The sequence below is a fragment of the Pseudonocardia sp. HH130630-07 genome (genome assembly GCF_001698125.1).
GTDB lineage: Bacteria > Actinomycetota > Actinomycetes > Mycobacteriales > Pseudonocardiaceae > Pseudonocardia.
Genome location: NZ_CP013854.1, coordinates 4,414,978 through 4,429,326, shown reverse-complemented (window position 1 = coordinate 4,429,326; position 14,349 = coordinate 4,414,978). Strand labels below are relative to the sequence as shown.

Below are 14,349 nucleotides of genomic sequence, written 5' to 3'. Positions count from 1 at the left end.
CTCAGACCGGTTCGGCCAGCAGCTCCCCCAGCAGCCGGGCGACGACGGCCGTCTCGATCAGGAACCCGTCGTGCCCGTACGGCGACTCGATGACGTGCAGCGGCCCCGACCCCGCGATCCCGTCGGCCAGCTGCTCCTGCTCCGCGAGCGGGTAGAGCCGGTCCGAGGTGACCCCGGCGACCCGGGTCAGGGCCCGCACCCGGGCCAGCCCGGCCGCCGTCCCGCCCCGGCCGCGGCCCACGTCGTGATGGTTCATCGCCTGGGTCAGCCGCACGTAGGAGGCCGCGTCGAAGCGGTGCACCAGCTTGTCCGCATGATGGTCCAGATAGGACTCGACGGCGTACCGGCCGCCGTCCAGCGGGTCCGCACCGTCCTGCGGGGAACGCCCGAACCGGGTGGCCAGCTCGTAGCCGGACCGGTAGCTCAGGTGCGCGATCCGCCGGGCGACGCCCAGGCCGCGCCACGGACCCTCGGGCCGCTCGTGGTAGTCGCCGCCGTGCCAGAACGGGTCGGTGCGGATCGCCTCGATCTGCGGTCGCGCCCACCCGATCTGGTCCGCCGACGACGCGGCCGGCCCGGCGAGCAGCAACAGCCGCCGGACCCGGTCGGGCTCGGTCGCGGCCCACTCCAGCGACCGCATCGACCCCATCGAGCCACCGATCACGCAGGCGAACGCGTCGATGCCGAGTGCGTCGGCCAGATGCTGCTCGGCCGCCACCATGTCGCGCACCGTGACCAGCGGGAACCGGCTCCCCCACGTCCGGCCGTCCGGCGCGGGTGAGGCCGGGCCGGTGCTGCCCTGGCAGCCGCCGACCGCGTTCGGCGCGACCACGAACCAGCGCGCCGGGTCCAGCGGCCCGCCCGGCTCGATCAGCCCCGGCCACCAGCCCGCCGTCGGGTGCCCGGGCCCGGCCGGGCCCTGCAGATGCGTGTCCCCGGTCAGCGCGTGCAGCACGAGGACGGCGTTCGACCCGTCCGGCGCGAGCTCGCCCCACGTCTCGTAGGACAGCCGGACACCGGGCAGCTCCCCGCCCGCCTCCAGCTTCAGCGGCGCGGGGAGGTCCAGGAACCGGCGACGGCCGGGGTCGTCCCCCTCCCGCCAGCCACCACTGGCGGGAGGGGGGACGACGCCGGTCTCGTTCACGATCACGGGAGCGATGGTGCCGCGCTCACGCGTCCTTCGCGGCGCGGAACCCCGCGTCCAGGTCGGCCTTGATGTCCTCGATGCCCTCCAGACCCACCGACAGCCGGATCAGCCCCGGGGTGACCCCGCTCGCCAGCTGCTCGTCGGCGCTCAGCTGGCTGTGCGTGGTCGACGCCGGGTGGATCACCAGGCTCCGGACGTCGCCGATGTTGGCAAGGTGGCTGTGCAGCTCCAGCGCGTCGACGAACGTCCTCCCCGCCTCGACGCCGCCACGCAGCTCGAACGCGACGATCGCGCCGCCGCCCTTCGGCAGGTAGCGCTGCTGGGCCGCGTGCCACGGCGAGGACGGCAGCCCCGCGTAGTGCACCGTCTCGACCTCGTCGCGCTGCTGCAGCCACTCGGCCAGCGCCTGGGCGTTCTGGTTGTGCCGCTCGATCCGCAGCGACAGCGTCTCGATGCCCTGGATGATCAGGAACGCGTTCTGCGGGGAGATCGCCGGGCCGAGGTCGCGCAGCAGCTGCACCCGGGCCTTGATGATGTAGGCGATCGGGCCGACCGCGTCGGTGTAGACGGCGCCGTGGTAGCTCGGGTCCGGTGTGGTCAGGCCCGGGAACCGCTCGGCGTTGCCCACCCAGTCGAACCGCCCGGAGTCGACGATGATGCCGCCGACCGAGGTGCCGTGACCGCCGAGGAACTTCGTCAGCGAGTGCACGACGATGTCGGCGCCGTGTTCGATCGGGCGCACCAGGTAGGGCGTCGGGACCGTGTTGTCGACGATCAGCGGGACGCCGGCGGCGTGTGCCACCTCCGCGACACCGGCGATGTCGAGCACGTTGCCGCGCGGGTTGCCCAGCGTCTCGCCGTAGAGCAGCTTGGTGTTCGGCCGGATCGCCGCACGCCACGCCTCCAGGTCGTCCGGGTCGTCGACGAAGGTGACCTCGATCCCGAGCTTCGGGAACGTGTAGTGGAACTGGTTGTAGGTGCCGCCGTAGAGCGAGGCGCTGGAGACGATGTGGTCCCCGGCCTGCGCGATGTTCTGCACGGCCAGGTGCTGGGCCGCCTGCCCGGACGCGACGGCCAGCGCCGCGGCACCGCCCTCGAGCGCCGCGACCCGCTGCTCCAGGACGTCCTGGGTGGGGTTCATGATCCGGGTGTAGATGTTGCCGAACTCCGCCAGCCCGAACAGGTTGGCGGCGTGCTCGGTGTCGCGGAAGGCGTAGGACGTCGTCTGGTAGATCGGCGTCGCGCGGGCCCCGGTGGTCGGGTCCGGAGCGGCCCCGGCGTGCACCTGCTTGGTCTCGAAGGACCAGTTCACGGTCGGGTCGGGCTCGGTCATGAGGGTTCTCCTGAACGGGATCGGCCGTGCCTGCCCCGCCCGGGTGGGCCGGGACGTCTGCTGGACGCCCCGGGGACCCGGGGGGCACGGGGAGGTTCCGGCGGGAGGGAAACGGGCAGCCGCGCACGGGCGGGGGCCCGGACGGGCACGGGTCAGCTGCAGGAGCGACAGGCCGCGCTCGTGATCCGCATGCAGTCGACGTGGAGGCGCTCCACCAGGCAGGTCACCCCACGAACCTAGCCCGCACCGCCGGTGCCGCACAACGCCCCGGCCGGGTCCGGCACGCTCAGCCGCGGGCGGTCATGACGGCACGCTGCTCCGGGGTCGCACCGGGCCCGGGTGCCGCCCGGACCTCCGCCACGGACGGCCGCTCCGAGCAGCCGGTGCACTCCGTCGTCGTGGTCACCGTCCCGCCGCAGCCCTCGTGCCGGTAGACGACCGGGGCGCCGTCCGGAGCGGCCCAGCGGTCGCCCCACGCGCTCAGCGCCATCACGATCCCGCCCAGCTCGCGCCCCTTGGGCGTCAACCGGTAGACCCGCCCGGACTCGCCGGTCTCGACGACCTCCATCAGGTCGTTGTGCACGAAGTCCGCCAGGCGCTTGGCCAGGATGTTCGGCGCGATGCCCAGACGACGCTCGAACTCGGAGAAACGCGTCATCCCGGCGAAGACGGCGTTGCGGATGATGAGCACGCTCCACCGCTCGCCAACGATCTCCAGCGCCCGTGCGGCCGAGCAGTTCTCCCTCTCGTACATCCGTCCCAGCACGGGACCGACGGTACCCGTGGCACTTGCGTGATGCTAGCGAGACCCCTACGTTACTAGTGCCGCGTCCGGGAACGTTGGGGACGTAATCGTGTCGGCTTGATCCGTCCCGGTCTGGCGCAGGAGGCTGTGCGCCGGAGGTGATGGCCGTGGCGCGACAGCCGGAGGTGTTCGTCCGGGGACTGACCCCGGACGAGGCCCAGCGATTGGTCAGGATCACGCGCACGGCGCGGGACCGGGTCCGGTTGCGGCGGGCGGGGATCGTGCTGGCCTCGGTGCAGGGCCGGACCGCGACCGAGGCCGCGATGATGTTCGCGGCGAAGCCGCAGTACGCGCGGGAGGTGATCCACGCGTTCAACCAGCAGGGCTTCGCCGCTTTGGACCCAAAATGGAGCGGGGGCCGACCCCGTAGGTTCGGTCCCCACGTCCGTGAGCTGATCTGCCGGGTCGCTCGCACCCCGCCCCAGCAGGTCGGGTTGCCGTTCACCACCTGGAGCCTGGCCAAGCTGGTCGAACACCTCGCCGCCGCACACCGGGTCGTGATCAGCGTCGAGACCGTCCGCCAGGTCCTGCGTGACGCCGGGGTCCGCTGGCAGGCCACGAAGACCTGGAAGGCCAGCCGGGACCCGCGGTTCGTGGAGAAGATGAACCGGATCCTCGACCTCTACGACCGCGCCGCCGACGGTCGCCTCGAACCGGGTGCGCGGGTGATCTGTGTCGATGAGTTCGGGCCGCTGAACCTGCTGCCCCGCCCCGGTCGGGGCTGGTTCCCGATCCGGCGCCCGGCCCGGCTACGGGCCACCTATAGCCGTCACAGCGGGGTCCGGCACATGTTCGCCGGTCTGGACCTGGCCTCCGGGCAGCTGTTCTACCGGCTCCGTGACCGCAAACGCGGCCGCGAGTTCCTCGACTTCCTCCGCCAGCTGCGCCGCCGTTTCCCCACCGGCGGTCTGCACGTGGTCTGCGACAACTTCTCCCCGCACCTGCGCACCGATGTCGCGCACTGGTGCCACGACCACGACGTCGAGCTGGTGCTCACCCCCACGAACGCGTCCTGGCTGAACTGGATCGAGTCGGAGTTCACCGCGCTGCGCTACTTCACCCTCGACGGCAGCGACTACCCCTCCCACACCGCCCAGGAAGCCGCGATCGCCGGCTACATCCGCTGGGCCAACCGCCACGCCCGACCCAAGAAACACTTCGCGCCCGAGTCCAAGATCCGCAGGCCGGATTACCTACCCAACATTGCCTGACGAGGCACTAGCATCACGCAAGCGAACCGATCGGAGACCGGCCATGGCACTGCCCGAGATCGTCGATCACGACACCTGGATCACCGCGCGCCGAGCGCTGCTGGAGGAGGAGAAGGACCTGACCCGCCGCAGTGACCGGCTCGGCGAGCAGCGGCGACGGCTGCCGATGGTGCGGGTGGAGAAGGACTACCGGTTCGCCGGGGCCGGCGGGGAGGCCGGCCTCGCCGACCTGTTCGGACCGCACCGCCAGCTCGTCGTCCAGCACTTCATGTTCGACCCCGATTGGGACCGGGGGTGCGGGAGCTGCACCGCCATGGCCGACGGCGCCGCGCACCCGGGGGTGCTGCGGCAGCTGGCCTCGCGCGGGACGGCGTTCGCCGCCGTCTCCCGGGCACCGCTGGAGCGGCTGCAGTCCCTGCACGGCGAGCGGGGATGGGACTTCCCCTGGTACTCCTCGCACGACAGCGACTTCAACCACGACTTCTCGGTGACGCTCGACCCCGCCAGGGGCCCGGTCCGGTACAACTTCCGTGATCCCGGGGAGCTGGCCGCGACCGGCATGGAGTGGATGACCACCGAGCCGAGCGAGCAGTCCGGCATCAGCTGCTTCCTCCGCGACGGCGACGCCGTGTTCCACACCTACTCCACCTACGGCCGCGGCGTGGAGGTCATGATGCCCGCCTACCAGCTCCTCGATCTCACGCCGCTCGGCCGCCAGGAGGAGTGGGAGGAACCGGCCGGGCGCGCCACCGTCCTGTACCGCAGCGACGACGCGGTGCTCAGCGGCGAGATCCTCCGGACCGGCTGAGGTCCGCGCTGCGGCGGGGCCTCCCGGCACGGGTACTAGGCTCGCCCGCCGTGCTCGTTCTGCTGCCGCCCTCGGAGACCAAGCGCGCCGGCGGGGACGGCGCGCCGCTCGATCTCGCCGGCCTCTCCCACGACGCCGAGCTGGGCCCGGTCCGCTCCGCGCTGGTACCCGAGGTCGTCGCGCTGGCCGCCGACCCGCCCGCGGCCCGCGCGGCACTCGGCCTGTCCGCCGGCCAGGCCGCCGAGATCGACCGCAACGCCGCCCTGCCGACGGCCCCGACGATGCCGGCGCTGGACCGCTACACCGGCGTCCTCTACGACGCGCTCGACGCCGGTTCGTTCACCCGGGCGACGCGCGGGCGGGCACGGTCCCGGCTCGCCGTCTGCTCGGCGTTGTTCGGGCTGCTGGGGGCGGACGACCCGATCCCCGCGTACCGGCTGTCGGCCGGGTCGCGGCTGCCCGGCGCCGGCACGCTCGCGGCCCGCTGGCGACCGGCGCTGGACCCGCTGCTGGCCCGGATCGCCACCGGCGAGCTCGTCGTCGACCTCCGCTCCGGCGGGTACGCCGGCCTGGGTGCCGCGCCCGGCGCGGTGACGGTGAACGTGCTCGCCGAGCGCGCCGACGGTCACCGCTCGGTGGTGAGCCACCACAACAAGGCGCACAAGGGCGGCCTGGCCCGGCTGCTCGCGACCTCCCGGGCCGAGCCGGGCGACGCCGGGGCGATCGCGCGGATCGCGCGGCGCGCCGGGCACACCGTCGAGCGGACCGGCGACCACCTGGACCTGGTCGTCCCGGCCTGACCCGGCCCCGGTCCGGGAGCCCGGCCGAGGGGCGGGGTGTCCGGCGGGTCGCGGAAAACCGGTGGCGCCGCGGGACGGGGCCGGGCACGGTGTCGGCAGCCGGAGGGACCGGTGCGCGGCCGTGGCCGCGCTCGAGGGGCGAGGGGGTGGGTACCGATGGCCGTCGCCCGTGTCCGGGTGCGCGTCGCGCACCCCGATCCCCCGTTCCCGCCCCGCGGCAGGTCCGGCACCCGGTAGCGCACCGGCCCGGAGCCGCGCGGCCACCCGCTGCCCTCCGGAGCCCACTGTGTCCTCCCGCAACACGTCCTCCCGCAACACGTCCTCCCACCACACCGAACCCGTCCCCCGCCGTCGCCGCCGCTTCGACGACGAGGACGAGCGGTCCGGCCCGACCGCCCGCACGTCCCCGGTGTCCGACCTGGACGAGCGCGCCGGGCACGATCCCGATGCCCCACCGGACGGCGACCGCTGGAGCACCTGGCCGTCGATCACGGCCGGGTGCCGCGGCCCCCGCCCGTGGCCGTCCTGGCTGGTCACCGACGCCGGTGCCGTCGACCGCGAACGCGGGGTCCTCAAGACCGGCAAGGAGGCCGACGTCCATCTCGTCGAGCGGGCACTGCCCGGCGAGGACGGGGTCCTGCTCGCCGCCAAGCGCTACCGCGACCCGGCCCACCGGCTGTTCCACCGCGACGCCGGCTACCTGGAGGGGCGGCGGGACCGCCGGTCCCGGGAGAACCGCGCCATGGCCCGGCGGACGGCGGTGGGCCGCGACCTCATCGCCACGCGCTGGGCCGACGCGGAGTTCGGCGCCCTGACCCGGCTCCACGAGGCCGGAGCACCGGTCCCCTATCCCGTCTCGGTGTCCGGGACCGAGGTGCTCATGGAGTTCGTCGGGTCGGCCGGTGGCACCGCGGCACCCCGGCTGGCCGCGACCCGGCCGGACCCCGACCAGCTCTGGACACTGTGGACCGTGCTGGGCGGGGCACTCGGGACGCTCGCCGATCTCGGGTACGCGCACGGCGACCTGTCCGCCTACAACGTGCTGGTGCACGACGGCCGGCCGGTCCTGATCGACCTCCCCCAGGTCGTCGACGTCATCGGGAACCCGCAGGGACCCGGGTACCTCGACCGGGACGTGACCCGGATCGGCGAGTGGTTCACCGCCCGTGGCCTCGATCCGGACGAGCCGGAACGGCTGCGGCGCGAGCTGGGCGAACGGGCCCGGCTGCGCTGAGCGGCCCCGCCGGGTACGCCGCACGGCGTACCCGGCGGCCGGCGCCGACCGGTCCGCTGCGCGCCCGCCGGGCCGGGGGGCGTACCGTCGTCCGACGAGCGCCGGGCCGCGAACGGCCGGGCGCGGACCTTCCCATCACGGAGCGCGGCCGCGACGACGCCGAGCCGCGCCCGGGCCCGTCGGCCGAGTCCCGTTCCCCACGAGGTCTCCGCAGGACGTGCCACGTCCTGCGAGGAGCCCTGTGACCAGGCCCCAGTTCCGTCCGCCGTCCGAGCCGAGCACCGCCGACCGGCGGCCCCGCCGGCGCGCCACCCGCCCCGCCGGGACCGCCGCACCGTCCGGCGACGGCGGCACCCGCGGCCGGGACGCCGACCGCGAGCCCCGTCCCGACCGCACCGGCACCGGTGGTCGGGGCGGTAGCGGCCCCCGCGACCGCGCCGCCCACGACGGCGCCGGCGGTGGATCCCGGCGCGGCCGGTCCCGCCGGCCCGGTTCCGGCGAGCCCCGGGACACCGCGGGGCGCGACTCCCGCGACGCCGGACCGCGCTCCGGGGGGACCGGAGCCGGGTCGCGGTCCCGCCGCGGCCAGAAGCGCGGCGCCGCGCCGGGCGACACCCGCCCCGCGGAGCGGCGCCCCGCCGCCACCGAGGCGGTCCCGGTGTGGACGCCCCCGGCGACCGGCATGCCCTCGTTCGCCGAGCTCGGACTGCCCGACCGCCTGGTCGCCGCGCTGGCCGAGCAGGGCTTCGACACCCCGTTCCCGGTCCAGGCGGCGACGCTGCCCGAGACCCTCGCCGGCCGCGACCTGCTCGGCCGGGGCCAGACCGGGTCCGGCAAGACCCTCGCGTTCGGGCTCGGCCTGCTGGCCCGGCTCGCCGGCGACCGGGCCCGCCCGACGGCCCCGCTCGGCCTCGTCCTCGTCCCGACCCGTGAGCTCGCCGCCCAGGTCGTCGACGTGCTGACCCCGCTGGCCGCCGCCGTCGGGCTGCGGGTCACCGCGGTCGTCGGCGGGCTCTCGATCAACCGGCAGGTCGCCGAGCTGCGCCGGGGCATCGACCTGCTCGTCGCCACCCCGGGCCGGCTCGGCGACCACCTGCAGCAGCGCACCTGCGACCTGTCCGAGGTCGCGGTCACCGCGATCGACGAGGCCGACCGGATGGCCGACATGGGCTTCCTGCCGCAGGTCCGCACGATCCTCGACCGCACCCCGTCCGACGGGCAGCGGCTGCTGTTCTCCGCGACCCTGGACGGGGAGGTCGACGCGCTCGTCCGGCGCTACCTGACCGACCCCGTGACCCGGTCGGTGGCGCCGCCGACGGCGAGCGTCGACACCATGGAGCACCACGTGCTCGTCGTCGACCGCGACGAGCGGTCCCGGGTGATCGCCGAGATCGCCGCGCGCGAGGGCCGGACGATCCTGTTCGTGCGCACCAAGCACGGCGCGGACCGGATGGTGCGGGTGCTGCGCCGTGAGGGCGTCGCCGCGGGCCCGCTGCACGGCGGGCGCTCGCAGAACCAGCGCAACCGCGCGCTCGACGACTTCCGCTCCGGCGCGGTGCCGGTCCTGGTCGCCACCGACGTCGCGGCCCGCGGCATCCACATCGACGACGTCGGGCTGGTCGTGCACGTCGACCCGCCCGCCGACCCGAAGGCCTACCTGCACCGGGCCGGGCGGACCGCCCGGGCCGGGGAGGAGGGCGTCGTCGTCACCCTCGCGATGCCCGAGCAGCGCGCCGAGGTGAACCAGCTGACCAAGCAGGCCGGGGTCACCCCGGCGGTCGCGACGATCGCGCCCGGCCACCCGGACCTGGTGCGGGTGACCGGGGCCCGGGAACCCTCGGGTGAGCCGATCGTCGTGGCGAAGCCCGCGCAGCCCGCCCGCGGTGGTTCCCGGGGCGGCCCGCGGGGCGGTGGGGCCGGCGGGGCCGGCCGGGGGCGGCGCCGCCGCTGACGTCCGGCGTCCGGCTCCGGTGGCACCGCCACCGGGGCGGACCCGGTGCGGCCGGGGTCAGTCCCGGCGGGCCTGCCGCCGCAGCTGCAGGATGCGCCCGGTGCCGGGGATCGCGACCAGCAGGATCCCCGCCACGGCGGCGAACAGCAGCGCGGCGCCGGTCGGCAGGCTGCCGCTGAACCACAGGAAGTTGATCACCACCGGCTCGGTGTTCTGCACGATGAACACCAGCAGGAAGATCAGCACGACGGCGGAGAGGACCAGGGCGGCCCAGAGACCCCCGGTCCGGGTGTGCGGGACCTTCCGCCGGACCGGCTGGGTGGGACCCTCCGCCGGGCCCTCGCCGCCCGGTTCCGGCTCCCCGACCGGTACGGCGACGGTCGGCTGCTCGGACGGCTCGATCTCCCCCGTCGGCACCCGCATCGCCGGATGCGTCACCGGATCCGCCGTGGGGTCCTCCGGCCCGACCCGGCCCCACGCCGGCGACTCCCCGGCCCGTCGATCGTCGCTCATCGCCCGGCTCTACCCTCCCGTGTCGGTGCGCATGGTGGCGTCACCGTCGTGGGCCACCGGCGGGGCAGTATCCCGCAGGCACGGGTCCCGACCGGGACGGCGCGCCGGATTCACCTGATCATGACCGCCCGCGGGGTCAGCGCTCCACCCCGGGCAGCTCGGGGATGCCGGCCCCCGGCCGGGCGAGCGCGCCGCGCAGCCACTGCTCCACCCCGGCCACGTGCACCGTCGCCCAGGACCGGGCCACCTCCGGCTGTCGCGCAGCGATCGCCCGGTAGATCTGTTCGTGCTGCTCGCGGGTCCGCTCGAGCGCACCCTCCTCGTTGAGCCCGCGCCAGATCCGCGCCCGGGTGGTGGGGCCCGAGATGCCCTCGATCAACGAGCAGAGCACCATGTTCCCCGCGCCGCCGGCGATGCGGCGGTGGAACTCCAGGTCGTTGGCGACCAGGCTCTCCACGGTCGGTGCGACCTCCAGCGTGTCGAGCTGGGCGCGCAGGCCCAGGATCTCCGCGTCGGACATCCGCACCGCCGCCATCGCCGTCGCGGCCGGCTCGATGATCCGCCGGACCTCCAGGAACTCCAGCACCGTGTCGTCCTGGTGGAAGTCCACGACGAAGCCGAGCGCGTGCATCAGCACCGACGGCTCCAGGCTGGTGACGTAGGTCCCGTCACCCTGGCGCACGTCCAGGACCCGGATCAGGGACAACGCCCGCACCGCCTCGCGCAGCGAGCTGCGGGACAACCCCAGCCGCTCGGCCAGCTCGGCCTCGCGGGGAAGCCTGGATCCCGGCGGGAGCTCCCCGCTGACGATCATCTCCTTGATCTTCTCGATCGCCTCGTCGGTAACCGGCACGCTCGTCCCCCCTGGTCGGACCCGCTGTCCGGGGCCGATTGTGCCGGTACCGCGCTCCGCCGGATCGCCTGGCCGGTACGCCGCCGGCCGTCCGCGACGGAGGATGACGACCCGGTCGTAACCGCTACCCGATCGCGAAACTACGAGCGACTTCCATCGCAGTAAACGTCTACTACGCGCAGAGATAGGACCAATGGTTGCGCACCATGGACACAGGACAGGCGAGCCTTCATCGCCGCGCACGGCTCGCACACCACTCTGAGTGATCGAGCCACGGACGACGTCCCCGCGAGCTCGTCCCGGAGCACACTCTCGTAGCGTCTTCCACCTGGAGTAACCGTCGAGAACCCGCCCCGGACGGCGCGATACGTCCAGCGCTTGACCATTGCTGTCGGTCACCGACGGCCGCGCCGAGCCGACGTGCCGGCCGCGACACAGCGGGCGATCACTCGCTCGCGAAACGTCGAAACATTCATGCTTCGGCACACATCGGATGTACATCCTTCCTCTGGGGCAGTAATAATTACTCCATACGGCTAGAGTTTGACAGGACATATAACCCTTCCTTAACGTCTCTCCGTCACCGAGGGGGTCCCGCAATGAACCGCATCGTGGTCTTGACCGCGTCCGTCGCCCGCGCCGCCCGGCCGCGGCGCGTCCACCCGTCGCCCACCGCGGGTCCCGCGCGGCACCCGGCCGGCTGACCCCCGCGACGCCCACCCCCGACATCCCGAGCCCCGACGAGGAGACACCGTGCTTTCCGGGATCCACCCCCTCCTGAGCGGACCGCTGCTCGCCCACCTCGACGCCATGGGGCACTCCGACGGGGTCGTGCTCGCCGACGCGCACTTCCCGGCCGAGAACCTGGGCCGGCGCACCCTCGTCCTCCCCGGGGTCGGTACACCGGAGTTGCTGGCCGCCGTCCGGACCGTGCTGCCCCTCGACGACGAGCCGGCCCTCGACCTGATGGCGCCCGACGGCGGCAGCACGCCACCGGTGCACGAGGAGCTCGTCGTGGCCGCCGGCGCGACACCGCGCCTGCTGGGGCGCTTCGAGTTCTACGACGCTGCGGCCGAGGCCTTCCTCGTCGTCCGGACCGGCGAGACCCGGGTGTACGCCAACGCCTTGTTGCGCAAGGGCGTCGTCACGTGAGTCCGCCGCTGCTCGAGGTCCGCGGGATCCGCAGGGAGTTCCCGGGGGTCGTCGCGCTCGACGACATGGACCTCGAGCTGCGCGACGGCGAGGTGCTGGCCGTCGTCGGCGAGAACGGCGCGGGCAAGTCCACCCTGATGAACGTCCTCAGCGGGGTGCACCGGCCGGACGCGGGCGAGATCCGGATCGACGGGCGTCCGGTGCGGATCGGGGACCCGCGCCGGGCCCGCGAGCTGGGCATCGCGATCATCCACCAGGAGTTCACGCTGATACCCGACCTCACGGTCGCGCAGAACGTCCTCGCCGGCCGCGAGCCCCGCCGGGCCGGGTTCCTGCTCGACGAGCGTGCCCTCGTCGCCCGGACCCGCGCTCTGCTCGACCGCCTCGAGCTGCCGCTCGACCCGCACGCGACGGTCGCGTCGCTGACCGTCGCCCAGCAGCAGATGGTGGAGATCGCGAAGGCGCTCGCCGACGACGACGCCCGCATCCTGATCATGGACGAGCCGACCGCGGCGCTCGACGACGCCGAGGTGGAGGTGCTGCACGCGCTGATCCGCCGGTTCCGGCGGCCCGGGACGGGCGTCGTCTACATCTCGCACCGGCTCGAGGAGCTGGCCGCGGTCACCGACCGCATCACCGTCGTGCGGGACGGGCGCCACGCCGGCACCCTGGACACCGCCGGTGCCTCGATGGCCGAGGTCATCACCCGCATGGTCGGGCGGGAGCTGCCGGCGGCGACCGCGCCGGCGACGGTGCCCGAGCGCGGGCGCCCGCTGCTCGCGGTCCGCGGGCTGTGCACCCCCGGCCTGCTCCGCGACGTCTCGTTCGACCTGCACGAGGGCGAGATCCTGGGTGTGGCCGGGCTGATGGGCGCCGGTCGCACCGAGGTGGCCAGGGCGCTGGTCGGTGCCGACCGGCCCAGTGCCGGCACCGTCGAGCTGCGCGGACGGGCGGTGCGCATCGGCTCCCCCGCCGTCGCCGCCCGGCTCGGCCTGGGCTACCTCTCCGAGGACCGCAAGCAGTACGGCCTGCTCCTCGACCGGTCCGTCACCGAGAACGTGGTGCTGAGCTCGCTCGCCTCCCGGTTCTCCGGGGCCGGTGTCGTCCGCCGCCGCGCCGCCGAGCGGCGTACCGCCGAGCTCGTCGAGTCCCTGCACATCCGTACGCCGTCCGTGCACACCCGGGTCGGCACGCTGTCCGGCGGCAACCAGCAGAAGGTCGTCATCGCCCGGTGGCTGGCGCGCGACTGCGACGTCCTGGTGTTCGACGAGCCCACCCGGGGCATCGACGTCGGGGCGAAGGACGAGATCTACCGGCTGGTGCGCGAACTCGCGGCCACCGGGAAGGCGGTCGTCGTCATCTCCTCCGAGCTGCCCGAGGTCCTGCGGCTGTCCCACCGGGTCCTCGTGATGAGCGAGGGCCGGGTGACCGGCCAGCTGGAGGCCACCGACGCCACCCAGGAGTCGATCATGGAACTCGCCACCCTGCGGCCCGGCGAGCCGGACCGGAAGGACGCAGGGCGAACGTGGACACAGACATGACACCCGTCTCCACCGGGGCGGCGGACCCCGCCGGACCGCGGACCGGTGACCGCGTCCGATCGGTCGGTGACCGGCTGCAGCAGCTGCTCGCCGGGGCCGGGCTGCTGGTCGTGTTCGCGTTCTTCGCGATCGCCGACCCGAACTTCCTGAACTACGGCAACGTCACGAACATCCTGTTCTCCACCGTGGTCATCGGGACGCTGGCGCTCGGTACGACCGCCGTCGTGGTGACGGGCGGGATCGACCTGTCGCTCGGGACCGGGATGGCGTTGTGCGCGGTCGTCGCGGGCGTCCTCATCACCGGCTCCGGGTTGCCGGTCGTGGTGGGGGTGCTCGGCGCGATCCTGTTCGGCGGGCTCATCGGCCTGGTCAACGGGCTGAACGTCACCCTGCTCGGGCTCCCCCCGTTCATCGCCACGCTGGCGATGATGATGGTCGCCTCCGGGCTCGCCCTGGTGCTGTCGGGCAGCGCGCCGATCTACATCGACGCACCGGGCTACACCGCCATCTCCACCGGCAGCGCGCTGCCCGGCTCCGGATTCCCCAACGCGGTGCTCGTGCTGGCCGTGGTGGCGGTACTGGCCGCCGTGCTGCTCAACCGCACGGTGCTCGGCCGCTACGCCTACGCGATCGGCTCCAACGAGGCGGCCACCGCGCTGTCGGGCATCGACGTCCGGCGCAGCAAGGTCCTGATCTACACCATCGGTGGCCTGTTCACCGGCCTGGCCGGGGTCCTGATCTCGGCCCGGCTCGGCTCGGCCCAGCCGGGCACCGGGACCGGCTACGAGCTGCAGGCCATCGCCGCGGTGGTCATCGGGGGCACCTCGCTGTCCGGTGGTCGCGGCTCCGTGGTCGGCACGCTGATCGGCGCGCTGATCATCTCGGTGCTCAACAACGGCCTGCAGATCATGTCGATCCCGCAGGAGTGGCAGAACGTGATCCTCGGCGTCGTCATCGTCCTCGCCGTGTACGCCGACCAGGCACGTCGCCGCAGATCGTGA

Annotated in this window: 13 protein-coding genes; 8 read left to right on the top strand and 5 right to left on the bottom strand. The window is 74.0% G+C overall.

The features are described from left to right. Position 1 precedes the first annotated feature (1 nt). The 3 genes from metX to AFB00_RS21000 all read right to left on the bottom strand — a co-directional run bounded on the left by metX (position 2) and on the right by AFB00_RS21000 (position 3,246). A complete protein-coding gene (metX, locus tag AFB00_RS21010) occupies positions 2 to 1,144 on the bottom strand; it encodes a homoserine O-acetyltransferase MetX (protein ID WP_068800517.1) in 1,143 nt (380 codons plus the stop codon). Between the two features lie 25 nt (positions 1,145 to 1,169). Further along, entirely contained in the window at positions 1,170 to 2,480 is a 1,311-nt protein-coding gene (locus AFB00_RS21005) for a bifunctional o-acetylhomoserine/o-acetylserine sulfhydrylase (protein ID WP_068798619.1), read from the bottom strand. Between the two features lie 286 nt (positions 2,481 to 2,766). After that, positions 2,767 to 3,246: a winged helix-turn-helix transcriptional regulator gene (locus AFB00_RS21000; RefSeq protein ID WP_197519610.1), complete on the bottom strand. Its 480-nt coding sequence runs from the start codon at positions 3,244 to 3,246 to the stop codon at positions 2,767 to 2,769. A gap of 146 nt (positions 3,247 to 3,392) precedes the next feature. Here AFB00_RS21000 and AFB00_RS20995 point away from each other — a divergent pair, with 146 nt between their 5' ends. The 5 genes from AFB00_RS20995 to AFB00_RS20975 all read left to right on the top strand — a co-directional run bounded on the left by AFB00_RS20995 (position 3,393) and on the right by AFB00_RS20975 (position 9,289). Further along, the gene (locus AFB00_RS20995; protein WP_083275968.1) at positions 3,393 to 4,496 is read left to right on the top strand and encodes an IS630 family transposase; all 1,104 of its coding nucleotides are present in this window, start codon (positions 3,393 to 3,395) and stop codon (positions 4,494 to 4,496) included. A 43-nt stretch (positions 4,497 to 4,539) separates the two neighbouring features. Further along, entirely contained in the window at positions 4,540 to 5,304 is a 765-nt protein-coding gene (locus tag AFB00_RS20990) for a DUF899 domain-containing protein (RefSeq protein ID WP_068798617.1), read from the top strand. Positions 5,305 to 5,354: 50 nt separating this feature from the next. Beyond that, the gene (gene yaaA, locus AFB00_RS20985; protein WP_068798616.1) at positions 5,355 to 6,104 is read left to right on the top strand and encodes a peroxide stress protein YaaA; all 750 of its coding nucleotides are present in this window, start codon (positions 5,355 to 5,357) and stop codon (positions 6,102 to 6,104) included. A gap of 286 nt (positions 6,105 to 6,390) precedes the next feature. After that, positions 6,391 to 7,338: a serine protein kinase RIO gene (locus AFB00_RS20980; protein WP_068798615.1), complete on the top strand. Its 948-nt coding sequence runs from the start codon at positions 6,391 to 6,393 to the stop codon at positions 7,336 to 7,338. A 241-nt stretch (positions 7,339 to 7,579) separates the two neighbouring features. Next, on the top strand, positions 7,580 to 9,289 hold the full coding sequence (locus AFB00_RS20975) for a DEAD/DEAH box helicase (RefSeq protein WP_442965821.1): 1,710 nt from the start codon (positions 7,580 to 7,582) through the stop codon (positions 9,287 to 9,289). Between the two features lie 57 nt (positions 9,290 to 9,346). Here AFB00_RS20975 and AFB00_RS20970 read toward each other — a convergent pair whose 3' ends face one another. Both AFB00_RS20970 and AFB00_RS20965 read right to left on the bottom strand, forming a co-directional pair. Further along, entirely contained in the window at positions 9,347 to 9,802 is a 456-nt protein-coding gene (locus AFB00_RS20970; RefSeq protein ID WP_156819662.1) for a LapA family protein, read from the bottom strand. A 136-nt stretch (positions 9,803 to 9,938) separates the two neighbouring features. Continuing rightward, complete coding sequence (locus AFB00_RS20965; RefSeq protein ID WP_068798614.1) at positions 9,939 to 10,655, bottom strand: FadR/GntR family transcriptional regulator; 717 nt, start codon at positions 10,653 to 10,655, stop codon at positions 9,939 to 9,941. Positions 10,656 to 11,408: 753 nt separating this feature from the next. Between AFB00_RS20965 and AFB00_RS20960 the strand changes: the two genes are divergently transcribed. The 3 genes from AFB00_RS20960 to AFB00_RS20950 are packed head-to-tail and all read left to right on the top strand — an operon-like array spanning position 11,409 to position 14,349. Then, positions 11,409 to 11,807, top strand: a complete 399-nt coding sequence (locus AFB00_RS20960; RefSeq protein WP_068798613.1) for an RbsD/FucU family protein — start codon at positions 11,409 to 11,411, stop codon at positions 11,805 to 11,807. Then, positions 11,804 to 13,348 (top strand): sugar ABC transporter ATP-binding protein, encoded by a 1,545-nt coding sequence (locus AFB00_RS20955; RefSeq protein ID WP_068798612.1) that lies wholly within the window; start codon positions 11,804 to 11,806, stop codon positions 13,346 to 13,348. Before AFB00_RS20960 ends, AFB00_RS20955 begins: the two co-directional genes overlap by 4 nt. Continuing rightward, positions 13,345 to 14,349: an ABC transporter permease gene (locus tag AFB00_RS20950; protein ID WP_068798611.1), complete on the top strand. Its 1,005-nt coding sequence runs from the start codon at positions 13,345 to 13,347 to the stop codon at positions 14,347 to 14,349. The genes AFB00_RS20955 and AFB00_RS20950 overlap by 4 nt, the downstream gene beginning before the upstream one ends.

Coding starts and splice junctions, on each gene's coding strand:
- AFB00_RS21005 (WP_068798619.1), bottom strand. CDS start 2,480: ATGACCGAGCCCGACCCGACCGTGAACTGGTCCTTCGAGACCAAGCAG.
- AFB00_RS20990 (WP_068798617.1), top strand. CDS start 4,540: ATGGCACTGCCCGAGATCGTCGATCACGACACCTGGATCACCGCGCGC.
- AFB00_RS20970 (WP_156819662.1), bottom strand. CDS start 9,802: ATGAGCGACGATCGACGGGCCGGGGAGTCGCCGGCGTGGGGCCGGGTC.
- AFB00_RS20950 (WP_068798611.1), top strand. CDS start 13,345: ATGACACCCGTCTCCACCGGGGCGGCGGACCCCGCCGGACCGCGGACC.